This is a genomic window from Chryseobacterium soldanellicola (assembly GCF_900100115.1).
Classification (GTDB): Bacteria; Bacteroidota; Bacteroidia; order Flavobacteriales; family Weeksellaceae; genus Chryseobacterium; species Chryseobacterium soldanellicola.
Window position 1 is genome coordinate 604,074 of sequence record NZ_FNKL01000004.1, and the last position, 25,358, is coordinate 629,431.

Annotated in this window: 22 protein-coding genes and 1 other RNA gene; 20 read left to right on the forward strand and 3 right to left on the reverse strand. The window is 34.9% G+C overall.

The features are described from left to right. Positions 1-24 precede the first annotated feature (24 nt). The 6 genes from gyrA (at position 25) to BLT04_RS16870 (ending at position 7,770) form a co-directional block, all read left to right on the forward strand. On the forward strand, positions 25-2,610 hold the full coding sequence (gene gyrA / locus BLT04_RS16845; RefSeq protein WP_089756960.1) for a DNA gyrase subunit A: 2,586 nt from the start codon (positions 25-27) through the stop codon (positions 2,608-2,610). A gap of 29 nt (positions 2,611-2,639) precedes the next feature. Beyond that, positions 2,640-3,683 (forward strand): tetratricopeptide repeat protein, encoded by a 1,044-nt coding sequence (locus BLT04_RS16850; RefSeq protein WP_089756961.1) that lies wholly within the window; start codon positions 2,640-2,642, stop codon positions 3,681-3,683. Between the two features lie 872 nt (positions 3,684-4,555). Continuing rightward, positions 4,556-5,392: a 1,4-dihydroxy-2-naphthoyl-CoA synthase gene (locus BLT04_RS16855; RefSeq protein WP_089757316.1), complete on the forward strand. Its 837-nt coding sequence runs from the start codon at positions 4,556-4,558 to the stop codon at positions 5,390-5,392. 71 nt (positions 5,393-5,463) lie between these two features. After that, positions 5,464-6,390, forward strand: a complete 927-nt coding sequence (gene menA, locus BLT04_RS16860) for a 1,4-dihydroxy-2-naphthoate octaprenyltransferase (protein ID WP_089756962.1) — start codon at positions 5,464-5,466, stop codon at positions 6,388-6,390. Positions 6,391-6,407: 17 nt separating this feature from the next. After that, positions 6,408-6,854 carry an SRPBCC family protein gene (locus tag BLT04_RS16865; protein ID WP_089756963.1) on the forward strand — a complete coding sequence of 149 codons (447 nt, stop codon included), beginning with the start codon at positions 6,408-6,410 and terminating at the stop codon, positions 6,852-6,854. A 229-nt stretch (positions 6,855-7,083) separates the two neighbouring features. Next, on the forward strand, positions 7,084-7,770 hold the full coding sequence (locus BLT04_RS16870; RefSeq protein WP_089756964.1) for a metal-dependent hydrolase: 687 nt from the start codon (positions 7,084-7,086) through the stop codon (positions 7,768-7,770). Positions 7,771-7,874: 104 nt separating this feature from the next. Here the strand turns inward: BLT04_RS16870 and ffs are convergent. Then, an RNA gene (ffs, locus tag BLT04_RS16875) (signal recognition particle sRNA small type) lies at positions 7,875-7,972 on the reverse strand. A gap of 130 nt (positions 7,973-8,102) precedes the next feature. On the opposite strand from ffs, the gene BLT04_RS16880 reads away from it, so the two are divergent. From BLT04_RS16880 to BLT04_RS16925, 10 genes are all read left to right on the forward strand, one after another. Then, the gene (locus BLT04_RS16880; RefSeq protein ID WP_089756965.1) at positions 8,103-8,702 is read left to right on the forward strand and encodes a DUF4199 domain-containing protein; all 600 of its coding nucleotides are present in this window, start codon (positions 8,103-8,105) and stop codon (positions 8,700-8,702) included. Positions 8,703-8,718: 16 nt separating this feature from the next. Continuing rightward, a complete protein-coding gene (locus BLT04_RS16885) occupies positions 8,719-9,669 on the forward strand; it encodes a glycosyltransferase family 2 protein (protein WP_089756966.1) in 951 nt (316 codons plus the stop codon). Positions 9,670-9,675: 6 nt separating this feature from the next. Continuing rightward, a complete protein-coding gene (locus BLT04_RS16890) occupies positions 9,676-10,404 on the forward strand; it encodes a DUF3667 domain-containing protein (protein ID WP_089756967.1) in 729 nt (242 codons plus the stop codon). 8 nt (positions 10,405-10,412) lie between these two features. Beyond that, positions 10,413-11,114, forward strand: coding sequence for a GIN domain-containing protein (locus BLT04_RS16895; RefSeq protein WP_089756968.1), 702 nt, complete (start codon positions 10,413-10,415; stop codon positions 11,112-11,114). 129 nt (positions 11,115-11,243) lie between these two features. After that, positions 11,244-12,959: a phospho-sugar mutase gene (locus tag BLT04_RS16900; RefSeq protein ID WP_089756969.1), complete on the forward strand. Its 1,716-nt coding sequence runs from the start codon at positions 11,244-11,246 to the stop codon at positions 12,957-12,959. A 117-nt stretch (positions 12,960-13,076) separates the two neighbouring features. After that, entirely contained in the window at positions 13,077-14,330 is a 1,254-nt protein-coding gene (locus BLT04_RS16905; RefSeq protein ID WP_089756970.1) for a pyridoxal phosphate-dependent aminotransferase, read from the forward strand. A gap of 126 nt (positions 14,331-14,456) precedes the next feature. After that, the gene (locus BLT04_RS16910) at positions 14,457-14,960 is read left to right on the forward strand and encodes a hypothetical protein (RefSeq protein WP_089756971.1); all 504 of its coding nucleotides are present in this window, start codon (positions 14,457-14,459) and stop codon (positions 14,958-14,960) included. A 129-nt stretch (positions 14,961-15,089) separates the two neighbouring features. Beyond that, positions 15,090-15,818 (forward strand): 3-deoxy-manno-octulosonate cytidylyltransferase, encoded by a 729-nt coding sequence (kdsB, locus tag BLT04_RS16915; protein ID WP_170828501.1) that lies wholly within the window; start codon positions 15,090-15,092, stop codon positions 15,816-15,818. 71 nt (positions 15,819-15,889) lie between these two features. Next, complete coding sequence (locus BLT04_RS16920) at positions 15,890-16,552, forward strand: histidine kinase (protein ID WP_089756973.1); 663 nt, start codon at positions 15,890-15,892, stop codon at positions 16,550-16,552. A gap of 49 nt (positions 16,553-16,601) precedes the next feature. Continuing rightward, positions 16,602-17,180, forward strand: coding sequence for a glutathione peroxidase (locus BLT04_RS16925; RefSeq protein ID WP_089756974.1), 579 nt, complete (start codon positions 16,602-16,604; stop codon positions 17,178-17,180). 164 nt (positions 17,181-17,344) lie between these two features. Here the strand turns inward: BLT04_RS16925 and BLT04_RS16930 are convergent, their stop codons facing one another. Then, the gene (locus tag BLT04_RS16930; protein ID WP_089757317.1) at positions 17,345-18,001 is read right to left on the reverse strand and encodes an NAD(P)H-binding protein; all 657 of its coding nucleotides are present in this window, start codon (positions 17,999-18,001) and stop codon (positions 17,345-17,347) included. 102 nt (positions 18,002-18,103) lie between these two features. Between BLT04_RS16930 and BLT04_RS16935 the strand changes: the two genes are divergently transcribed. Together BLT04_RS16935 and BLT04_RS16940 are read left to right on the forward strand one after the other, a co-directional pair. After that, positions 18,104-18,457 carry an MmcQ/YjbR family DNA-binding protein gene (locus tag BLT04_RS16935; protein ID WP_089756975.1) on the forward strand — a complete coding sequence of 118 codons (354 nt, stop codon included), beginning with the start codon at positions 18,104-18,106 and terminating at the stop codon, positions 18,455-18,457. 15 nt (positions 18,458-18,472) lie between these two features. Further along, positions 18,473-22,225, forward strand: a complete 3,753-nt coding sequence (locus tag BLT04_RS16940; protein ID WP_089756976.1) for a transglutaminase domain-containing protein — start codon at positions 18,473-18,475, stop codon at positions 22,223-22,225. Between the two features lie 41 nt (positions 22,226-22,266). Here BLT04_RS16940 and BLT04_RS16945 read toward each other — a convergent pair whose 3' ends face one another. Further along, positions 22,267-23,187, reverse strand: coding sequence for a bifunctional riboflavin kinase/FAD synthetase (locus tag BLT04_RS16945; RefSeq protein WP_089756977.1), 921 nt, complete (start codon positions 23,185-23,187; stop codon positions 22,267-22,269). Positions 23,188-23,425: 238 nt separating this feature from the next. On the opposite strand from BLT04_RS16945, the gene atpD reads away from it, so the two are divergent. Together atpD and BLT04_RS16955 are read left to right on the forward strand one after the other, a co-directional pair. After that, on the forward strand, positions 23,426-24,934 hold the full coding sequence (gene atpD, locus BLT04_RS16950; protein ID WP_089756978.1) for a F0F1 ATP synthase subunit beta: 1,509 nt from the start codon (positions 23,426-23,428) through the stop codon (positions 24,932-24,934). An 80-nt stretch (positions 24,935-25,014) separates the two neighbouring features. Further along, the gene (locus tag BLT04_RS16955; RefSeq protein WP_089756979.1) at positions 25,015-25,296 is read left to right on the forward strand and encodes a FoF1 ATP synthase subunit delta/epsilon; all 282 of its coding nucleotides are present in this window, start codon (positions 25,015-25,017) and stop codon (positions 25,294-25,296) included. Positions 25,297-25,358: the final 62 nt, after the last annotated feature.

Consider the following 25,358-nt stretch of genomic DNA (forward strand, 5'->3'; position numbering starts at 1 on the left):
CTATCATTATAATAAAATTTGTTTATGCAAAAAGAAGGAGAAAGACTGATTCCTATCAACATTGTTGATGAAATGAAGTCGTCTTATATCGATTATTCGATGTCAGTTATCGTTTCTAGGGCGTTACCTGATGTAAGAGATGGCTTGAAACCCGTTCATAGAAGAGTGCTGTATGGTATGTATGGATTAGGGGTTTTTTCTAATAGAAAATATTTAAAATCTGCGAGAATTGTTGGAGATGTTTTGGGTAAATATCACCCTCACGGAGATTCTTCTGTATATGACGCAATGGTGAGAATGGCACAGCCGTGGAGCTTGCGTTATCCACAGGTTGACGGCCAGGGTAACTTTGGTTCTATGGACGGTGACCCGCCGGCGGCAATGCGTTACACCGAGGCAAGATTGAAAAAGATCTCGGATGATATTCTTTCAGACTTAGATAAAGAAACTGTTGATTTCCAGAATAACTTTGATGATAGTTTAACTGAGCCTACAGTAATGCCTACAAAAATCCCGAATCTTCTGGTAAACGGAACATCCGGTATTGCAGTAGGGATGGCAACGAACATGGCGCCTCACAACTTATCGGAAGCTGTAAATGCTATCAGCGCTTATATTGACAATAGAGATATTACGATTGATGAGCTGATGCAGCATATTATCGCTCCGGATTTCCCTACAGGAGGGATTATTTACGGGTATGACGGGGTAAGAGATGCTTTCCATACAGGTAGAGGTAGAATTGTCCTGAGAGCTAAGGTTAATTTTGAGGAAATTGGTAACAGAAATGCCATCATTGTAACGGAAATTCCTTTCCAGATCAATAAGGCAGAGATGATTGCCAGAACAGCCGAGCTGGTAAAAGACGAAAAAATCCCCGGAATTTACGAAATCAGAGATGAGTCGGACAGAAATGGTCTTCGTATCGTTTACGAATTGAAAAACGACGCCATTCCTAATGTTGTCTTAAACTTATTATATAAATATACGTCGCTTCAGACCTCTTTTAGTGTTAATAATATTGCTTTGGTACACGGTAGGCCGGAACAGTTAAACTTAAAAGACATTATCCATCACTTCGTTGAGCACAGACATGAGGTTATTGTAAGAAGAACTCAGTTCGAGCTTAAAAAAGCCAGAGAAAGAGCACACATCTTAGAAGGTTTCATGAAAGTGATCGGATCGCAGGATTCATTAGATAAAGCGATTTCTATTATCCGTCACAGTGCAAATCCGCAGGCTGCAAAAGAAGGCTTGATTCAGGAATTTGAGCTTTCTGAAATTCAGGCTCAGGCAATTCTAGACCTTCGTTTGGCTCGTTTGACGGGAATGGAGCTTGATAAGATCCGCGATGAGTATGAAGCAATCATGAAGGAAATCCAGAACTTGGAAGATATTTTGGCTAATGAACCAAGAAGATTCCAGATTATTAAGGATGAATTAGCTGAGGTTAAAGAAAAATACGGTGACGAAAGAAGAACTGAAATCGATTATTCAGGAGGTGAAATGTCTATTGAAGATATTATCCCGAACGAAGCGGTAGTTCTTACGATTTCTCACGCAGGTTATGTGAAGAGAACGTTGCTTTCAGAATACAAAATCCAAAGTAGAGGCGGTGTAGGAAATAAAGCGGCAACGACAAGAGATTCCGATTTCTTAGAGTATATCGTTTCTGCGACCAATCACCAATATATGTTGTTCTTTACTGAAAAAGGTAAATGTTATTGGTTGAGAGTATTCGAAATTCCTGAAGGTTCTAAAACTGCCAAAGGTAGAGCAGTTCAGAACTTAATTAATATCGAGCCGGACGATAAGATCAAAGCATATATCAGAACCAACGACCTGAAAGATGTAGACTATATCAATCAAATGAGCGTGGTAATGATCACTAAAAACGGTACGATCAAGAAAACATCTCTTGAAGCCTATTCAAGACCAAGAGTAAATGGTATCAACGCTATTGAAATCAGAGAAAATGATCAGCTGTTAAGTGCTTATTTAACGAACGGAACTTCACAGATCATGATCGCTACCAAAAATGGAAAATGTATCCGTTTCCCTGAGGAAAAAGTAAGAGAAGTGGGTAGAGGATCTATCGGAGTTCGTGGTATCACGATGGAGGATAATGATGAGGTAATTGGTATGATTGTTGTGAACGATGTAGAGAACGAAACAGTGCTTGTAGTATCTGAAAAAGGATATGGTAAGAGAACTGCAGTAGAAGATTACAGAATTACCAACAGAGGTGGAAAAGGAGTTATTACCTTAAATATTACTGAAAAAACAGGAAATCTTATTGCTATTCAGAACGTAACAGACGAAGACGGGTTAATGATTATCAACAAATCCGGCGTTGCCATCAGAATGAATATGGATGAAATGAGAGTAATGGGTAGAAATACGCAAGGGGTAAGAATGATTAACCTTAAGAAAAATGACGAAATTGCAGCCATCGCAAAAGTAGAAATGGATAAAGATGTAGAAGAAGATTCTGAAGAAATTGAAGAAGGAGCAGAAACTGTAGCTGATAACCAGGAAAACAATGCAGAACCTCAGGTTGAAAATGAAGAATCAACAGAGGAAAACGAGAATTCTGATTCGGAAGAATAAAATTGTACAATTAATATAAAATAGTGATTATGAGAAAGCTAATTTTGGGTATGGCTATCGTTGCATCCGCTTTTGTTTTCGGACAAAAAGATGACGTGAATGCCAAATTACAAACCGCTAACAAAGCAGCTACTGATGCATATAATGCTAAAAACTACGCTGTTGCGGCTCCTAAGTTTATGGAAGTTTATGACTTGCTGAAAGCAAACGGTAAAGAAGACAAAGTATATATGTATTATGCTGGTCTTAACTATGCTTTGGCAAACAACATAGATGAAGCTACAAAAATTTATACGGAATTAGTCAATTCTGGATACACAGGTATTCAGACAAACTACACTGCGAAAGATAAAAAAACAGGTCAGGTTTCGGCTTATGACAAAGCGACTTGGGATTTGTTAAAAAAATCTGGAGGAGATTATACTGATTTCAAAACAGAGCAGACTCCAAGTGTAGAGTCGGATTTATATGAAACTTTAGCGACTTTGCTTTTAAATGCTAAAAAGAATGATGAGGCATTAGCTGTTATTGAAAAAGGACTGGCTAAATTTCCTAATAATGCTAAGTTAAAAGAATATCAGGGATCAGCGCTTTACGCATCAGGAAATACTGATAAATTCATGGTAAATCTGAAAGAGCAGTTGGCAAAAAATCCTAATGACGGTACCAATTGGTACAACTTAGGCGTTTTACAGTCTAAAAATCCTGCTACAACAAACGATGCGATCGCTTCATTCCAAAAAGCAATTGAGCTTGCGGCCAATGATCAAAAGCTGTTGAATAATGCTTATCAAAATTTAGTATATGCGAATATTGGTGATGATGAAAAGGCTGTCAATGAGATCAATGCATTAAGAAAAACAAAGCCGGATGATGCTACTAAGCTTATTGATGAAAGAAAAGAAAGATTCAATAAAGCTTTACCTTACGCTGAAAAATGGTATCAGGTAAATCCTACCAATATAGATGCAGTTTCTACATTGAAAGATATTTACATGATGACTAAAAATCAGGCTAAAGCAGCTGAAATGAAAGCTAAAGAAGCAGAACTCCAGGCTAAACAACCTAAATAATTTCAAGCAATTGAATTAAATATAAACCGGAACATTTTGTTTCGGTTTTTTTATTTTTATAATAACAATTTCATTTTTAAGGAGCAATTTAATTACATCGAAAAGCTGTTTTATTTTTATTTGAAGCTTTTTCCCGCTCTCCGCACTCGCTATTTTCTAGTTTCGGCGGCGGCAAAGCCGCCGCCGAAACTAGAAAATGAGCTCAAACAAATGCTTCGATCGGGGCTAGGTATTCGTCTTTAATTCAAATTTTCACAACCAATTCAATATTCTGTTTGCAAAGCCTTATAAAGGTTCGCGATTCAACACTCTGTTTTATCATCCGATAAAATTAGAACACTTTTGTTTCGTTTTTGGTTTCAATAGGAACGGGCTTTAGCCCGTTTTAAATATGTAATATCCAATTCGGCTTTAGCCGAAACTTATTAAAAAGAATATTTTAAATTTGTAGTACTAGGACTTTATCATTCTGAATGAAACATAAGTATATTCAAGTTATATTTCTGGAGATTCTTTCTTCATCAGAATAACAAATATTGTAAAATTTCTCTCTTTGCTGAGTATAAACCGAAGGTTTACGAAAGTAGTTCAGCCTTTGCGAACAAAAACCCTCAATAATTTAAAGAAAAGCTTAGCATTATTAATATCTAAGCTATTAAATAATGAAAAACTTTGTGTTCTTTTTAAGTAGAACGCCTTTGTGTAACTTAAAATCAGTTAGTAGTCGAAAAACCTTTGCGAACTTTGCGTTTAAATTAAATTCAGCATTAAAATGGACAGCCAAAAAAATCAGCTTTCCCGGAATATTATCATTAAAAATCAATGTTAAAATTCTCTGTAATTCCGTATCTTTGAGAAAAATTTTTACAAAAATGATCGAGTGGAAAACCGCCAAAGAATACGAAGATATTACGTATAAAAAATGTAACGGTGTAGCGAGAATTGCTTTCAACAGACCGGAAGTTCGTAACGCTTTCAGACCAAAAACGACTTCAGAATTATACGACGCATTTTATGACGCTTACGAAGACTCTTCGATAGGTGTTGTGTTGCTTTCGGGAGAAGGGCCAAGCCCTAAGGATGGAGGCTGGGCTTTCTGCAGCGGAGGAGATCAAAAAGTAAGAGGACATCAGGGTTACGTGGGCGAAGATGGAAGACATCGTTTGAATATTCTGGAAGTTCAGCGTTTGATCCGTTTTATGCCAAAAGCAGTGATCGCGGTTGTTCCGGGATGGGCTGTTGGTGGAGGTCACTCGCTTCATGTGGTTTGTGATTTGACGTTGGCAAGTAAAGAACATGCGATTTTTAAGCAGACAGATGCCGATGTTACAAGCTTCGACGGTGGTTACGGTTCGGCTTATCTGGCTAAAATGGTCGGACAGAAAAAAGCTCGTGAAATTTTCTTTTTAGGTAGAAATTATTCCGCTCAGGAGGCTTTTGAAATGGGAATGGTAAATGCCGTAATTCCTCATGACGAATTAGAAGATACTGCTTACGAATGGGCTCAGGAAATTTTAGCTAAATCTCCCACTTCCATCAGAATGTTGAAATTCGCGATGAATTTAACAGACGACGGAATGGTTGGCCAGCAGATTTTCGCAGGTGAAGCCACCCGTTTAGCTTACATGACCGAAGAAGCAAAAGAGGGAAGAAATGCATTCTTAGAAAAGAGAAAACCTGACTTCGGAGAAAATCAATGGATATCTTAAAAATATAAATGATAATTGAATGAATGATCGTTGATGTATCATTTATCAATTATCGCTTATCAATTATAACTATGAAGGATTGGATAAAAGCCGCAAGGCTTAGAACACTGCCGCTTTCTTTAAGCGGAATTATAATGGGAGCTTTCATCGCAAAATGGAGACTCTACGGAGAAGGTGGATTTTGGGACTGGAAAATCTTTGCACTGGCGCTTTTGGTAACCCTTTTGTATCAGATTTTGTCAAATTATGCCAATGATTACGGCGATGGAATAAAAGGAACGGACGCAAAAAGAATCAACGAAGCAGAATCAAGAGCTGTAGCATCCGGAAGAATTACTCCAAAACAAATGAAAAATGCTGTGATCCTTTTCTCAGTTTTATCTTTTGTAGCAACGATCGCGCTTTTATATATCGCTTTCATTCCAAAATATATGAATGAATTTTACATTTTTATAGGTTTGGGAGTGGCAAGTATTTTAGCCGCAATCGGTTATACGGTTGGTAAAAAACCTTACGGATATATGGGATTGGGCGATCTTTTCGTGTTTATATTTTTTGGTCTGGTTTCAGTTTGCGGAAGCTATTTTCTGTTCACAAAATCATTCAGCTGGGATATGTTATTACCGGGAACAGCAATCGGAATGATGAGCATGGCAGTTCTTAACCTTAACAATATGAGGGATATAGAAAGTGACAGATTATCAGGAAAGAATAGTTTTGCATTGAGAATAGGTTTCAAAAATGCGATGATTTACGAAATGGTTCTGCTACAGCTTCCATTGATTTTAATTCTTATATTTTTAGGAATAAACGGCTTTATTCAAACTAAAAATTATTATGTTTTCATCGTGATGATTTTATTATTTCCATTGGCAAAACTGAGAAGAAAAATAATGTCTGTAAAAGAGCCGAAAGAGCTGGATCCATTCTTGAAACAAGTCGGGATCATGACTTTTGTAATGGCAGTACTTACCGCAATCGGACTTAATTTTTTTTAATCAAATAAATTACCACCATGAGTTCAAATATCTATGTCGAAGCTCAAATGCTTATCAGAAAACCGATTGAAGATATTTTTCAGGCATTCATCAATCCTGAAATCACGACTAATTTCTGGTTTACAAAATCCTCCGGAATATTGGAAGAAGGTAAAATCGTGACTTGGGAATGGGAAATGTATGGTGTAAAAACTAATGTTAAAGTTCTCCAAGTTATTCCGAATCAATTAATTAAAACAGAGTGGGGCGAACCTTCAACAAATGTAGACTACGAATTCAAAGAGCTGGAAAAAGGAACTTTAGTGATCATTAAAAGTTACGGATTTTCTCAAACCAGAGAAGATTTGTTAAAGATAATAAATGACAATACGGGAGGTTTCACGACAGTTTTAGACGGCTGCAAAGCATATTTAGAACACGGAATTAATTTGAGATTAATTGAGGATAAATTTCCTTCAAAGTAACACAAGATGCACAAATATTAGTGCTATTTGTATTTAAAATAAAAAATGCTTCGACCCGCTCAGTATGACACTGTTAAAGCTTCATTTTTAAAACAGTTAGTATTAGCGTTGTCATGCTGAGCGGAGTCAAAACATCTCTATTCACAGATTTTTTTGAATTTCAATTGTGTTATTAGTGAAAAATATTTGTGTCATTAGTGTTTAAAAATAATTCAAAAATAAATTAGAAATGAAAATACAATTCTTAGGACAAAACTGTTTTTTGTTCACCTACAAAGACAAAACGATCTTGAGCGATCCTTTCTACAACTACAAAAAAGCAGAATCAGGGTTTGACATTACAGCTCAGAAAATTGATTATATCTTATTGACTCACGCACATGGCGATCATATTGCGGATGTAGAAGAAGTATTGCAGTATCACCCGGAAGCTACCATTATTGCGGTTCCAGAGATTTGTGGTCACTTTAAAATGGCTAAAAATACGGATGATGTAAATCTTGGAGGATCAGCAAAAATCGATGATCTTAAGATCTCTATGGTTCCGGCTCACCACACGAGTTCATTTCCGGACGGAAGTTATGGTGGTGTGCCTGTAGGATATATTTTCAGGCTTCCCGAAGGTAAAAACCTTTATCTGGCAGGCGATACAGGCGTAATGGCCGATATGGAATTATTCCCAAGACTTTTCGGAAACATCGATTTATCAATTCTTCCGATTGGGAGTCACTACACAATGTGTCCGAGAAAAGCGGCTTTTGCAGCAGCAGAATTATTGAAAACTCCAAAAGTTATCGGATGTCATTTTGATACTTTTCCTGCGATTGAAATCAATCATGAAAGTGCATTGAAGCATTTTTCAGATAAAAATGTAGAGCTTGTTTTACCAAAACTAGGCGAGACGTTTGAATTTTAATTAAAAGATAAAAGGTAATTTGAAAATGAAATTGGAAATGTTGAAACGTTTAGAAACAAAAAAAGATAATTCTAAAATTACCTTGCTTCAGTTTAGAACAAAAAAAATGGCAAGCTACCTAAATCACACCGCTACGACCGATTACCTTTGCTGCGTTCCCACCCTGGAGGGTTCTCAGGAGCTGGTTGTTTAGGACTTGCCGGTGCAAAGATAGGAATAAATTATAAACTTAAAAATATTATTAAAGAAAATTAACTGAAAAAATGCTTTGATAGCGCTAAATTGCTGAAATGTAGCACAATAATTTTTCAAAATTTTCTAAAAACTGAGATATGACGAAAAGCCCTTCCACATTAGGAATTATACTGTTTGGTGCTACGATGATTGTTTTTTTCGTGGTCTATTACTTCTTTTCAGGAGTTAATTATTTTGATATTTCGTTGAAAGCCAATGCTTTCGTGTTGCCGCTTATGTATGCTGGTGCGGCATTTTGGTCGGTAAAATCTTACTGGAACAACAATCGGGAAGTAAGTTTTAAACAAGCCTTTAATAGAGCATTCGTACCCATGTTTGTGGGCGGAATTCTTTCTATTTTCAGCATTTTTGCTTATTTAAATTTTGTAGATACGGATGCAAAAAAGCTTTTAAACTACCAATATGTTCAGAGACAAAAATCTGAACTGGATCACGAATACACTTCTGCCAGAAAGATTTTAAAGCATCAGAAAGACATTGATGAATTAGATAAAAAATACAAAGAAAGGCTTCAAAGCTTTACACCGCAAGCCGTTAAAGGGAAAGATATGCTGACAGCAAGTCATTTTTCCGGATATTTTGCAGCAATTCTTATATTTTACGTAGTTTTGTCAGTATTTTTCGGAGCGTTTTTCAGAACAAAAACGATATATCAGGAAGAAACAAATCAAGAATAATTTTTATTAAAATTAAATGAATTTATCTATAGTTATTCCGTTGCTTAACGAGGAAGCCTCTCTGGAAGAGCTTTTTTCAAGGATTGATAACGTTTGTACGTCAAACAATTTATCCTACGAAATCTGGTTTGTAGACGACGGAAGTACAGATTTATCCTGGAGCATTATTGAGAATTTAAAGGTTCAGCATCCTCAGATTCACGGGATAAAATTTTCCAAAAATTATGGGAAATCTCAGGCGCTTCATGCTGCTTTTGAAAGAACAAACGGAGACGTAATTATCACCATGGATGCTGATTTACAGGATTTTCCGGAAGAAATTCCTGAGCTTTACAATATGGTGGTTCATGATAACTACGACATTGTTTCGGGTTGGAAAAAGAAACGTTTTGATAATGTAATGACGAAAAATGTGCCGTCAAAATTATTCAATGCAGCAGCGAGAAAAGTTTCTGGAGTCGAACTTCACGATTTTAATTGTGGATTAAAAGCATATAAAAAACAGGTCGTAAAAACAATCGATGTGTACGGAGATATGCACCGTTATATTCCGGTATTGGCTGCCAATGCGGGTTTCAGAAGAATCACCGAAAAAGAAGTTCAGCACCAAGCAAGACCGTACGGAACATCAAAATTCGGAACAGAAAGATTCATTCGTGGCTTTCTGGATTTGGTAACACTTTGGTTTGTAAGCCGTTTCGGGGGAAGACCAATGCATTTTTTTGGAGCGGTCGGAACTTTAATGTTTATCGTCGGTTTCCTTTCTGCACTTTGGCTGGGAATTTCAAAATTAATTGATGTCGCACGGGGAATTTACGGTCATTTAATTACCAATAATCCGTGGTTTTTCATTGCCTTGACAATGATGATTATGGGAACTTTGCTTTTTATAGCAGGATTTTTAGGTGAAATGATTATCAGAACGAATAGAGAACATAAAAATTACAATATTGACGAAGTAATTTAATCATGTATGCAGAAAAAGAGTTGTTTAAACTGCGGCCACCAGATCTCCGATGAGTTTTGCCCTCATTGCGGACAAAAATCTGATACTGCAAGAATAACTCCGCGTTCTTTGATTAAAAATGATATTTTGGGCTTGATTTGGCATGTTGAGGCCAGGTTTTTCCGTACATTAAAGCATATTCTATTTGAGCCCGGAAGAATGGCAATGGATTATATTTCAGGCAAAAGAATTATCTATTATAATTTATTTTCTTTACTGCTTATCTTATTCGGATTCAATGTTTTAGCGTTGCATTTTTATCTGGATTTAAATCCTTCGGAAATTCCTCAGGAAAGTTCAGGTATTATTGAATTTTTCTCTACATATTCTAAAACGATTTTATTTGCATTGATTCCTGTTCTTGCCTTAAATTCGTGGTTGCTTTTTAAACGCATGAAGCTGAATATTGCAGAGCATGTTATCATCGCATCTGTCAGTCTATCAGGGATTTTAGCGTTGTTATTAGTAGACGATGTCATCAGCATCATTGGAATTTACGATCCGTTATCGAAAATCATCAATATAATAGATAAAATCCTGGTGTATGGCTTGCTTTTATTTCCTGGTTTTACTTATTTTAATGCTTTTAAAAATTCCTATTCAAAGCTGGGTTTATTATGGAGGCTGTCAATATTTTACGTCTTATTATTCATTGAACTTTTTGCTATAATTATACTTTTATATAAAATATTTTAAACTAAATAATGAAAAATATATTCTATGCGGTTGCTGTTTTTGCTTTGGTTTCTTGCGGAAAAATTTCTCCAAAAGGAAATATCGAAACGAAGGAAGTTCCGGTTGAAACCTTTAAAAGTATCTTTTTAAAAGGTAAATTTAGAGTTTTTTATGCGAGAGGAACTAAAAACTTTGTCGATATAGAAACGTATCCGAACATTTATGATAATCTTCACATTGAGGTAAAAGATGACGGATTATTCATCACAGAAAACAGGGAAACAAAAGGAGTTGACTTTTACAATATCACCATTTATTCAAAATATAATCCTGAAAAAATTTCACTTTCGGATTCTGTGGAAATGAATATTTCGAGTGAAATAAAGACCGATAATTTTAAGCTTAATTTAAAAAATAACGCTACTTTTATGGGTTCGATCAATACAAGAAGAGCAGAAGTTGAGATGTTGAACAGAAGCAGAGCTAATTTTTTAGGTCAGACTAAAGATGCTGTCATAAAAATCTCTGATACAGCAAGTTTGATTGCTCCCTACTGGAAAATCACAAATCTGAATATTGATTCTAAAAATGGAAATTATGCGGAAGTAAACGTAAAAGATTCATTGAAAGGGCACGTTCAGAATACTGCTAAATTTTTGTATTATAATGATCCGATCCGTGCTTTTAAAATTGATAAAACAACAAGAGTAGAAAATAAAAAGCTGGATTAAACGCTTGAAACAGGAATTTTGAGGAAGAATATTTTTACTATAATTAAGATTTTGTTCGTCTAAATAACAAACGGATTAAATAAATTAAAACTGAAAACATTACAATTATAAAAATTACCAAATACAAATATGACAACATTAGAAAAAGCAAAACTTTGGTTAAGTGACACATTCGATAAAGAAACGAAAGAAGCTGTTCAACTTTTGATTGACAGCAATTCTCCTGATTTGGAAGACTCTTTTTACAGAGAATTGGAGTTCGGGACAGGAGGGATGCGTGGCATTATGGGTGTTGGAACCAATCGTTTAAATAAATACACGTTAGGTCAAGCTACACAGGGACTTGCGAACTATATGTTAAAGCAGTTTCAAGGTGAGGAAATCAGTGTTGCGATTGCTTATGACGTGAGACATAATTCAAAAGAATTCGGAAAATTGGTAGCTGATGTTTTAACGGCAAACGGAATTAAAGTTCTTCTTTTTAAAGATCACAGACCGACTCCGGAATTGTCTTTCACCGTTCGTGACAAAAAATGCAACGGCGGAATTGTATTGACGGCCTCTCACAATCCGCCCGAATACAACGGCTATAAAGTATATTGGAATGACGGAGCGCAAATTGTTCCGCCACACGATGAAGCGATTATCAACGAAGTATATTCTGTTAAATTTGAAGAAATTAAATTCAATGGCAATGATGATTTAATTGAATGGATCGGAGAAGAGCAGGATGATGTTTATATCGATGCATGTATCGAAAACTCTACCTATCAGAACGTTGGAAAAGAAAATTTAAATATTGTTTTCACATCAATTCACGGAACAACTTACACAACCGTGCCGAAAGCTTTAGAAAAAGCGGGATTCAAGAAAATCGATTTGGTGAAGGAACAAATGATTCCGAGCGGAAATTTCACCACCGTAGAATCTCCAAATCCAGAAGAACCCGCAGCTTTGGAAATGGCAATGGATCTTGCAAAAATCACTAATGCAGACATCGTTATCGGAACAGATCCGGATGGCGACAGATTAGGGATTGCGGTAAGAAATCTTGACGGAGAAATGCAGCTGTTAAATGGTAATCAGACCAATACGATCCTAACTTACTACATTTTAAATGAATGGAGAAAGCTTGATAAAATCACGGGCTCAGAATTTATCGGTTCTACAATCGTAACTTCAGATATTTTCTTTGATATTGCTCAAAAATTCGGAGTTCAGTGTAAAGCCGGGCTTACAGGATTCAAATGGATCGGGAAAATGATCCGTGAAGCAGAAGGAAAACAGAAATTCGTTTGTGGTGGCGAAGAAAGTTTCGGGTTTATGACCGGAGATTTCGTTCGTGATAAAGATTCTTGCGGAAGTATTGTTCTGGCTTGTGAAATTGCGGCTTGGTGTAAGGCAAACGGAAGAACGATGTATCAATATCTGATCGAAATTTATCAGGAAACCGGAATGTATTACGAAGGTTTGGTAAATTTAGTAAGAAAAGGAAAAGACGGAGCGGAAGAAATTGAAAATATGATGAAAAATTTCCGTGAAAATCCTCCAAAACAACTGGCCGGCTCGTTGGTTGAAGAAGTAAAAGACTTTAAAGAGCAGACAAATTTTGTTGTTTCTAAAAATGAAAAATTAGTAATGAATGACATTCCAAAGTCGAATGTTTTAATTTATTATACTCAGGACGGAACAAAAGTTTGCGTAAGACCTTCAGGGACAGAGCCAAAAATTAAATTTTATATCTCAGTAAAAGATTCGATTACTTCTGAAGATGATTTCATAGATAAATTAAAATCTTTGGATGAGAAGATTAGTCAAGTTAAAAACGATTTACAACTAACATAAAAAATAGGGCTTAGAATTTAGGAAAAAGGAATTATGTAAATTTTTGCATGCAGAAATTAAGCCCTAAAATCTAATTCCTAAGCCCTCAATAAATAATAACATTATAATAAAAATAAAGTGAAAGTTTCAAAATTAGCGGCGAACCTGATCGGTTCTGAAATTGTAAAAATTGGTAACGAAGTAAATGATTTAAAAGCAAAAGGAGCAGAAATTGCCAATCTTACTATTGGTGATCTGAATTCTAATATTTATCCTATTCCTGCAAAGTTAAAGGAAGAAATTCAGAAAGCTTATCAGAATAATCTGACAAATTATCCGCCTGCTAACGGACTTTTATCTTTAAGAAATGAAGTTTCTAAAGACTTGAAAACCAGATGGAATCTTGAGTATAATGCGAATGATATTCTGATCACAGCGGGTTCAAGGCCGTTAATTTACGCAGTTTATAAAACCATTGTAGACGAAGGTGATAAAGTGGTTTATCCGACACCATCATGGAACAATAATCATTATGCTTATCTTACTTCGGCAGAAGCGGTTGAAGTAAAAACAACTCAGGAAAATAATTTTCTTCCGACGGCTGATGATTTGAAACCACATTTGGAAGGAGCTGTTTTGGTGGCGCTTTGTTCACCATTAAACCCGACAGGTACTATGTTTACGGAAGATCAGCTTTCAGAAATCTGTGAATTGATTTTAGCTGAAAATAAAAAAAGAGGGGAAGATGAAAAGCCGTTGTATTTGATGTACGACCAGATTTATTCTAATCTTACTTTTGGTGCAAAACATGTTGATCCGGTTTCTCTTTTCCCTGAGATGAGAGAGTATACGATTTACATTGATGGTATTTCAAAATGTCTTGCAGCGACGGGTGTTCGTGTAGGTTGGGGATTCGGTCCGGCTCACATTATTGATAAAATGAAAGCTCTTTTGACACATGTTGGAGCCTGGGCGCCAAAACCGGAACAGGAAGCTACGGCAAAATTTTTCCAAAACTCGGAGGATGTGAATACTTTCATAGAGGATTTTAAAGGAAAGCTTGAAGCAAGTTTAAAAGTTCTTCACAACGGAATTCAGGATTTAAAAGGAAAAGGATTAGCTGTTGAAAGCATCGAGCCAATGGGAGCGCTTTACCTGACAATAAAGTTAGATTATATCGGAAAAACAAAGCCGGACGGCACCGTTATAGGAAATTCATCTGATTTGGTATTCTATCTGATCAATGAAGCGGGAGTGGCTTTGGTACCGTTTTCAGCTTTTGGAGAAGAAAAATCTGAGCCTTGGTTCAGAGCTTCTGTAGGTGGTTTGGCTACTGAAGAAATTTCTGCAATGATGCCGAAATTAGAAACCGCTTTGAATGCTTTAAAATAATTTAAATAATAGTAGATGCTTCGACTTCGCTCAGCATGACAATCTAATACTAACTATTTTATTAACAGTTTATTGTTAGCGATGTCACGCTGAGCGGAGTCGAAGCGTTTTTAATTAAATTTTTAAATGAAACTTCCCGGAAAGTCTTTTCTTGAAACCAAATTATTGAGCTATTCAACATTAGGGATTATTGTTTTGGTAATTTTAAGTGTTTGGCTTTCAGGAACTGGTTCTCATCGTTCTTTATTTCAAAATTCAATTGTATCAACTTCAATTTTAGCTGTTGCATTTTTTCTTTTCATTAGTTTGGGATTATATTTTGGCTTAAAACTGAAGGATAATGTTGGACCTATTTTAAATAAGGATAATCTAAAAAAAGCGTCCGATAAAAGTCCGATGATCAATGGTTTTGATTTTGAACCACCTGCAGTGGGTGATGGAATAGGAGGAATTATTTTTTCGATTATTCTTTGGTTTGTGATTTCAATTCTTATTACTTTTCTTTTATATTTTTTAGGAATTTCTTTTGGGCTGCAGTTTTATTTTTTGCGGCGATGTTATATTGGATTTTTTTCCGAGCTTTACGTTTGGTATTTAAAAATTCCAAGCATTGTAAAGGAAATTTATTAAAAAGTTTAGCTTCTGGTTTTTTTTATTCAACTCTCTATGTCTCTTGGATCTATGGAATTATCTTTTTAGTTAATTTTTTAAATTAAATCAAAGCAACAAGCTCATAATTAACAACTTATAACTATTAAAATGAAAATAATCGCTGTCATTCCTGCACGTTACGAAGCAAGCCGTTTTCCGGGAAAATTAATGAAGATTTTAGGTGAAAAAACGGTTATAACTACAACCTACAAAAATGTGGTGGAAACAGGTTTGTTTGATGAAGTTTTTGTAGCGACAGATTCGGATATTATTTTTAATGAAATCGAAAATAATGGCGGAAAAGCTGTTATGACCGGTCAACATGAAACAGGCAGTGACCGGATTGCAGAAGCTGTGCAAAATATTGATTGTGATATCGTTATCAATGTACAGGGCGATGAGCCATTCTTAAAATTAGAACCTTTACAACAGTTAATTGAGGTTTTCAAAGAAGATGAAAATCAGGAAATTTCTTTAGCCTCATTAAAAATAAAGCTCACAGAAAAAGAAGAAATTGAAAACCCGAATAACGTAAAAGTTATCACGGATAATAACGGTTTTGCGTTGTATTTCAGCCGTTCTGTGATTCCTTTTCACAGGGAAATTTCCTATGATATAAGTTATTTTAAACATATCGGAGTATATGCTTTCAGAAAACACGCTCTCCTTCAATTCTCAAAACTGGAAATGAAACCTTTGGAAATTTCAGAAAAGATCGAATGCATTCGTTATCTCGAATATGGTATGAAAATCAAGATGATAGAAACCAATTTCATTGGCGTTGGCATCGATACACCTGAAGATTTGGAAAAAGCCAGAAAAATAATATCAGAATAATTAGCAAATTGACAGATTGATACATTGGTAAATTATTTAAAGCCTTATATTTGAATTTATAAATTGAATTAATGAAGAAATTAGTTTTAGTATTCGCCCTGATATTTTCACAATTATCTTTTGCGCAGACCGCAAAGGAAATTATTGATAAAAACATCGAATTATCGGGAGGATTAACAAATTGGAAGCTGCTGAATTCAATCTTGCTGCAAGGAAAAGTAATTTTGGGTGTAAAAGATGAATATCCTATAAAAATATATCAGCAACGCCCGAATCTGACGAAAACAGTGATCACCATTAATGGAAAGGAAACCGCCATAGAAGGCTATAATGGGACAAAAGGCTATGCAATGAATTATGCAACCAACAAATTGCAGGAGTACGCAGAATACGTTCCGGAAAGCTTTGATAACGACTTCATAGACTGGGAAAATAAAGGCTTTGAATCTAAATATTTAGGTAAAGAAAAAGTAGGTGATATTTATTGTCATAAAGTTGAATTAACGAAAAATGTCAACAAGAATATGTATTACTTCGATACAAAATCTTACATGCTCGTAAAAGAAGTGAAAAAAGATGAAACTTTAATCTATTCTGATTACAAGAAAGTAGGAAATCTTACCATGCCTTTCAGAATCGAATCTTCAAGTGTTAAAAAAGATGGAGATTATGTCATGCTTTTAAATAAAGTAGAAATAAATAAGGTATTTCCTGCTAATATTTTTAAATTTTAAAAAACCTCAATAAAATAACCGCGGCAAAAGCTGCAAAAAATATGTACTAATGAAAAAGTTTTTTTTACTGCTGCTTTCTTTTGTAGCCTTCTTTAACAGTTGTGCTCAGAAGAAAACCGAGTCGTCTAAAGCAAAAACCAAAGAACTTATGGGAAAAACAATATACGATTTCAAAGTTCAAGCTTTGGAAGAAGGAAAAGAAATCAATTTTGCGGATTTTAAAGGGAAAAAAATTCTTATCGTAAATACAGCTTCCGAATGTGGGTTTACTCCACAATATGCTGATTTAGAGAAGGTTTATGAGCAATATAAAGATAAATTGGTGATCGTAGGTTTTCCTGCAAACAATTTTGGAGGGCAAGAGCCGGGAACAAATACTGAAATCGGTGCTTTCTGCCAAAAAAATTACGGGGTAACTTTTCCTTTAGCAGCAAAAGTTTCTGTAAAAGGTAGCGATACAGCTCCGATCTTTAAGTATTTAACTGAAAAAGAGCTTAACGGAGTAAAAAATACAACCATCCTTTGGAATTTTACAAAATTCTTAATCGATGAAAACGGAAAGCTGATTGATACTTTTGTAAGCACTACAAAGCCTACAGACAATGCAATTACAAAGTATTTAAAATAAAGATATTAAAACCTTTCGACTCCGCTCAGCGTGACACGTGCAAACAATGCAAAATAGTATTAGAAATGTCACGCTGAGCGGAGTCGAAACGTTTTTATCATTAAAGTAAATAAGTTTAATATTGTAGAAATTCACAATTCACTTTATTCACTTTTCAAATTAAATTATTCATTACTTTTCTCCGCAAAACAAAAAATATTTCCCAATTTTATAGTAGAATAGCCATTGCTTTTTATTTTGGATGAATTAATCATTGCCTTAGCTAAAACATCGGTCGGCAAAGGTTTTTGACTTTCCAGCAGGCCTAATTTATTGGCAAATTTTATAATCCTGCTTCCCAAAACTTCTCCCGTTCTGTCGGAATCTTTTCTTTCGAGCATTCCCGGATTAAAGATGGTAATTTTGTTAAAATGTAGCTGTTTTACAGCTTCTTCCAGCTCGCCTTTCATTTTAGAATAGAAAATTTTAGAGTTCGGATTCGCTCCGTAGGCAGAGACTAAAATATAATCATCGACGTTATTTTCTTTTGCGGCTTTGGCAAATTCATATTGATAATCAAAATCAACTTTCCTTTGGGCTTCTTTGCTTCCTGCGGCTTTTAATGTTGTTCCAAGGCATGAAAAAGCAACATCACCTCTTACAGAATCTTTCCATTCCTCAGGTTTTTCAAAGTCTACAACATGAGTTTTTAACTTTTCATTTTCTATATTCAAAGGTTTTCGTACAAAAACATTCACTTCATTAAAATCTTTATCGTCAAGTAATTGATTGACTAAATCTTTTCCTGTGGCACCCGTTGCGCCTATAACCAAAGCTTTCATAGTGATTTTGTGATTTTGGTTTAAATAATTCAATAATTTGTCTTTTAAATTTACAAAATTTTAATAATATTGGTGATTTAAATTTCAAACTAATTAATTCTCATGGACACAAATGAAATTCTCGATTATTGTTTAGCCAAAAAAGGAGTTACGGAAACTTTTCCCTTTGATAATGAAACTCTTGTGATGAAAGTAGACACAAAGATGTTTCTTTTGATGCCCTTGGAAAAACAGCCGCTTCAGATCAATGTAAAAACAGATCCCGAGTGGAGTGCTGAGCTCCGGGAAAGATATCCGCAAATCACGGGTGCCTATCATATGAATAAAACGCATTGGAATTCGGTAATCACAGAGGGTTTGAAAAAAGAACTTATAGTAAAACTTATTGATCATTCTTATGATCTCGTATTTAAATCTTTAACCAAGAAGGCTCAGAATACAATTAATAATTTATAAAACTTAAAATTAAACATGAGGAAAGTACTTATTTCCGCAATCTATTTTTTATCAATCGGCGCATTGGCACAAACTAAGGAAGAAACTAAAACCTGGGACCTTTTGTTGAATAATAAAAGAACGGAAGCCCGAAGTTTTTATGATAAAAATGTAAAGGACAAAAAATTAAGCAGTTTTGAATCTCTGTTTCTTGATGCTTTGATCGATGAAGAAATGGGAGAAATGGTTTTTGACGAAACTTTTGTTAAAAATTTTGCTGCCTTTAAGCAGGATGAAGCGTATTTATATCCGATTTTCCGAAGAAGATTTGTAATGAATGATAACGAAAGAAGCGGTCTGGACGATAATTCTTACAAAAAAATAGATTTTCTGGCCCAGAATGAAACATACGGCGAGACCACTACCATTCTGGAGTATAAATCTACTCTGGACAGGATCAGAAATAACTATAAAGCCGCAGATGAAAGTTTAGCAAAAATCAAAAGAATTGATAAATGGCAATATGCAGGAGTTTTTGAAAATCTTAACGGAAGTGGACTTTACAACGAATACGACCCCGAAATATATGCTAAAAACGATAAGCTTTTCAATGCCAACAGTTTTGGAAATGTAGGCTGGTACAACAGAAAATTTGCATCAGGCGACGGATTTGAATTTTTCATGAACGAAATAGAGTACGGAAGAGGGATTATGTATGCCCAAAGTTTCGTGGAAAATCCTTCGGAAAGAAAAATTTTACTGGAAGTTGATACCAATACAGAATTCAGATTATTTTTAAATGATACCGAAATACTTTCCAGCACCAATGAAGGTTACACAAATAAAGGTGCTCATTTGGTGGAAGTAAACCTGCCGAAAGGGATGAACAGGCTTTTGCTAAAATTTGACATTGAAGACGCTAAAAGTGCCTTTATGGTGGTGCCTTTTGATTTGAATTTTCAGAAAATTTCAGACCTGAAATATTTTGATACGTTTCAGGAATATCAGAAAAGCCAGATTACCCAATTGCAGCCGAAAGAAGTACCTTTAAAATTCGAAAAAAAGTTAAAAGAAAAACTTACACAAAGTCCTAATAGTTTTTTCTATAAATATCTGTTGGCTTCAGGCTATCTCAATAATTCTCAGAACGATCAGGCAAAGGAAATTATTGATGATCTGGTGAAATCTTATCCGAAATCTTCGATGGCTCAATGTCTTTTGGTAACGTATTATTCGAATATTAATGATACTGAAAAAACCAATGAGATTTTTAAAAATATCGAATTAAATGATCCCGAATATTATATTGTTCCGATGATTAAGATGACAGACAGCGAGAAGTTTGAGAGCATGCCCATTCAGGATCTTGAAAAATACAGGAATATTTTATATAAAACAAAAGCAAAGTCTTTCGGTGAATTTTTTGATGTGATGATCACCATGAGAAACAGGGATGTGAATAAAGCAAAAATGCATATCGCCAATCTTAAAAAGAACTTTGCCAACAATGAAAAATTCTTTGTGATTTTTACAACGTTGGAAGATTTGGATATAAAAGACCAAAGCTCTACCATAAAAAAGTTTGAAGAAGTATATGAAAAGAAAAACAGCCCTGATGTAATGGCTACGCTATATTCATATTATGAGAAAGCAAACAGGGTAGAAGATCAGAAGAAAATTCTGAGAAGATATATAGAGCTTTATCCTTCGATAAACTCTTTCAGAACCCAATATATTAATCTTCTGAATGACAATGTTCAAAATCCTGAGTACGGAAAAGAGCTTGAAATTGCTTTGGAAAATTTCCCGTATTCTTATTCTTTGCTGGCTGCAAAAGCGGAATATTTAGCAAAACTTAATAAAAAAACAGAGGCTGTAAAATTTGCAAAGCTTTCTCTTTCTCATAATACGGAAAATGAAGAAATACATAAGCTGGTAAGAGATATTGATCAGAAAGAAGATGAAATCGCTCAGGTTTCGGTTAAAGATCTTTATAAGCTTGTCAGTGACCGCAGAAATAAAGCTGTAAAAGGCAAAAAAGGCGTTACAACGCTTTTGGATGAATATATTGTGAATGTTTATGATGAAGGCGGCTTTAAGAAAAGAAGCACCTATGCTTATGAGATTACTTCTGAAAAGGGGATTGAAGAAATGAAGGAGTATGGCATTAATTATTACGATGATGTAATAAAATCAGAGATTGTAAAGCCAAACGGAAGCATTATTCCCGGAGAAAAATCGGATGACCAGATCGTATTTACCAATCTTGCTGTGGGCGACGTTATTTTAATCCAAAAAGAAAGTCTGGAAAGAAACAGCGGAAGATTTTATAAAGATTTTAATGTAAGCTCGTATTTTAATTCTGAATATCCGGTGGTAGAATCGATTTTTACGGTTATTACACCGGAAAATATGACGTATCAGGCGAAAAGCAATAATAAAGAAGTTATTCCCACAAAGAAAAAAATAGGAAATAAATTATACCAAACATGGAAACTGGATAATCTTGAAGAAATAGACCTGGATGAATATTACGGGCCAAGTTATTATGATACAACGATTTCCGTGACAGCAAACTCTATTAAAACATGGCAGGAAATTTCGAACTGGTATGCAGATTTAACAAGGAAAAGTCTGGTTTCCGACAGAGTTGTAGAAAAAGCTTTCAAAGAGATTTTTCCGAACGGAATTTCCGGAATGAACGAAACAGAAAAAGCAGAAAAAATTTATAATTATATTGAAAAAAATGTCACTTACAGTTCCGTAGACTTTCGCCAGAGTGGATATATCCCGCAGAAACCCTCTAAAACACTTATTACAAAACTGGGAGACTGTAAAGATCTTTCGACCCTATTTGTAATTTTAGGAAATCAGGCTGGATTGAAATCAAATCTTGTGTTGGTTCAGACCAATAATAATTCTGCGCAACGCTTGATCTTACCTAATTTAAGTTTCAACCATTGTATCGTGAAAGTAAATCTTGACGGGAAAGAAAATTATCTTGAAATGACAGATAAATATTTGCCGTTTAATTCTGTAGTTAAAGGAAATTATAAAGCAAAAGGACTGGTTATTAATACGGATAAAAATGCAAAAGATTCAACAGATTTGATTGAGATTCCGATTGCTAACAATACAAAAACGTCTTTTAAAACGATAAGTGAAGTAAATATTAATGGTGATGATCAAAATTTCCTCACAAAACAGTATGTAATGGGAGAAACAAAAAGTTATTACAATGATTTCTTCCAGGATTCTCAAACGGATGACTACCGCAAGAAAAATCTGGAGGAAGAATATGGTGCCGTTTTAGATAAAGTAATCAGTGTAAAAAATGTGAAATTGCTTGACGGAAAAGACCTTACTTCAAAACCGCTTTCCTATGAAGTTCATTTTAATATTAATGATAAGCCTCAGTCTGTCGGAAGTTTAAAAATTATGAAAATTCCTTTTGTTACAAAGCCTTTTACTAAAGAAGTTGTCGCAACAGAAAACAGGAAAACAGATATTCAATATACCAAATACGAAAAGCAGAATGATTATTTCGAAGAAATATATTTGAATATTCCGGAAAACATGAAATTTATAGAAATCCCTGAGAATAAAACATTGGCGTATAATAATTTTAAGTATTCCATCAATTATGAGCTGCAGAAAAATAATAAGCTGAAGATTACAAGAATTGCAAATACACCTTGGGATAATATTAAGAAAGAACAATATCCTGAATTTAAAAAATTCGTAGAAGATGCAATTAATACAGAAAATCAGATCTTAGGATATAAATAATAAAGAAAAATGCTTACAAAATTTGTAAGCATTTTTTATTTTTAAAAAGTAAACTCTTCGGTTAATCTTTTATCTTCGTCAAGCCTTTCAATTAATTTTTCCAGTCCCTCAAATTTGATTTCGTCATGAAGAAAATCTCTGAATTTTACTGTAATTTTTTCGTCGTAAATATCTCCTTCAAAATCAAGGATATAAACTTCTACGGTTAATTTTTCTCCGTTTACAGTTGGGTTGGTACCAACACTCAACATTCCTTTATATTGTTGATCTTTAACAAAAACTTCCACAATATAAGCTCCTTTTTTAGGTAAAAGCTTGATAGATTCCGTTTCAATATTAGCCGTTGGATAGCCGATTGTTCTGCCGATTTTCTTGCCGTGGGCCACCGTTCCCGAAACAGAGTAGAAGTAGCCTAACATTTCATTGGCTTCTTTGATATTTCCTGCTAAAAGGGCATTGCGAACCTTGGTAGAGCTGATATTATTTTCATGAATATTGATTGCTTCCATTTGTTCAACCTCAAAATCAAGTTCTTTTGATAATTTTTGAAGCAATTCAAAATTTCCGCTTTTATTTTTTCCGAAAGAATGGTCGTAGCCTATAATTAAATATTTTACGTTTAATTTTTCAATTAAAATCTGACGAACAAATTCTTCACCCGTTAAGTTTCTGAATTCTTCATCAAATTCTTTTAGGAATAAATGATCAATGCCGTATTTTCCCAGTAAATATTTTTTTTCCTCCAACGTATTCAGAAGTTTCAGATCTTCATCAGGATTAAAAACAAATCTCGGATGTGGCCAAAAAGTAAGGACAGCCGTCTCCAAATTGTTCTCTGAACCCACCTTTGTCAATTCGTCGATAATACTTTTATGCCCGAGATGCACCCCATCAAACATACCCAAAGACAATGCTAGAGGCTTTTGAGAAGAATAATCTGTAAAATTCTTGAAAACTTTCAAAACGGAAAAAATTTGACTGCAAATATAGGAAATAATGTACTAAATTAATGTAACAATATAACAATGTAGCAATTTAACAACGTATAATGCAAACTAAATTCTGCTACCAGTAATTTGATTGGTAAACTGCTACATTGGTATATTGCTACATTGACCCAAAAGTATGATAAAAATCTGTTTTTTACCAATTGCAGGTTAATGAAGAATCATTATATTTGCACCAAGAAAAAATTTAGCAATGGCAAACCAAATTAAAGGAAAAATTTCTCAAATTATTGGTCCTGTAATCGATGTAGTTTTTAATAATGTGGAAGCAATTCCAAGTATTTATGACGCGTTGGAAATTACAAAAGGAAACGGTGAAAAAGTAGTCTTAGAAGTAGAACAACATATTGGTGAAGATACAGTAAGATGTATCGCAATGGATGCTACAGACGGTCTTCAAAGAGGGCAGGAGGTAATCGGATACGGAAATCCTATTATGATGCCAATCGGTGAAGCTGTAAACGGAAGACTATTCAACGTTGTTGGTGATGCTATCGACGGGCTTCAAAATATTTCTAAGGAAGGTGGTCTTCCCATTCACAGACCAGCTCCAAAATTTGATCAGCTTTCAACTTCTGCAGAAGTTTTATTTACAGGTATTAAAGTAATCGATTTAGTTGAGCCTTACGCAAAAGGAGGTAAAATTGGTTTGTTCGGTGGTGCCGGTGTAGGTAAAACAGTATTGATCCAGGAGTTGATTAACAATATTGCAAAAGGACACGGGGGTCTTTCTGTTTTTGCCGGTGTAGGTGAAAGAACGAGAGAAGGAAATGACCTTTTGAGAGAGATGCTTGAGTCAGGTATTATTAAATACGGTGATGATTTCATGCACTCTATGGAAAACGGAGGTTGGGATCTTTCTAAAGTAGATTTAGAAGCTATGAAAGATTCAAAAGCGGCATTCGTTTTCGGACAAATGAACGAGCCACCTGGAGCAAGAGCGAGAGTAGCACTTTCCGGTCTTACTTTAGCTGAGTACTACAGAGACGGTGGAGAAAGCGGACAAGGTAGAGACGTACTTTTCTTCGTAGATAATATCTTCCGTTTTACACAGGCTGGTTCTGAGGTATCTGCACTTCTTGGTCGTATGCCATCTGCGGTAGGTTACCAACCGACATTGGCATCTGAAATGGGTGCGATGCAGGAAAGAATTACTTCAACTAAAAATGGTTCAATTACTTCAGTACAAGCGGTTTATGTACCTGCGGATGACTTAACTGACCCGGCTCCTGCAACTACATTTGCTCACTTGGATGCAACTACGGTACTAGACAGAAAAATCGCTTCATTAGGTATTTATCCGGCAGTAGATCCATTGGCTTCAACGTCAAGAATCTTAGCTCCTGAAATTATCGGTGACGAACACTATGACTGTGCTCAAAGAGTAAAAGAAATTCTTCAAAGATACAAAGCGCTTCAGGATATTATCGCAATCTTAGGGATGGAAGAACTTTCTGAAGAAGATAAGTCAGTTGTTTACCGTGCGAGAAAAGTTCAGAGATTCTTATCTCAGCCTTTCCACGTTGCTGAACAGTTTACAGGTATTCCGGGATCATTGGTAGATATCAAAGATACGATCAAAGGATTCAACATGATTATGGATGGTGAATTAGATCACTTACCGGAAGCTGCTTTCAACTTGAAAGGAACTATCGAAGAAGCTATCGCAGCAGGACAAAAAATGTTAGCTGATAACGCTTAATTAGAAAAATAGAATAAAGAAAAAAGAGTAAAGACACTCTCTCTTTTTTCTCTTCTCTTTACTCTTTAATCTAAAAAGAAATGAATATAAAAATTTTAACACCAGAATACGTAGTTTTTGAAGGAGAAGTAGACTCAGTATTGTTGCCTGGAAAAAATGGTGAATTTCACATCATGAAAAACCACGCAGGAATCGTTTCTTCTTTAATCGGCGGTAAAGTGAAATTATATGCTAAATCTGTTGATGAAGCTTTTGCTAAAAACTTTACTAAAGAAAATGAAAAAGACTCTGTTTTTTCTTATCCGATCAAAAGCGGTGTTGTAGAATTTAATCATAATAAAGGAATCATCCTTTGCGAATAATTAAATGAAAAGCTAAATATATTTTCAAGAAAGTGTAACTTTGGTTACACTTTTTTTATGTC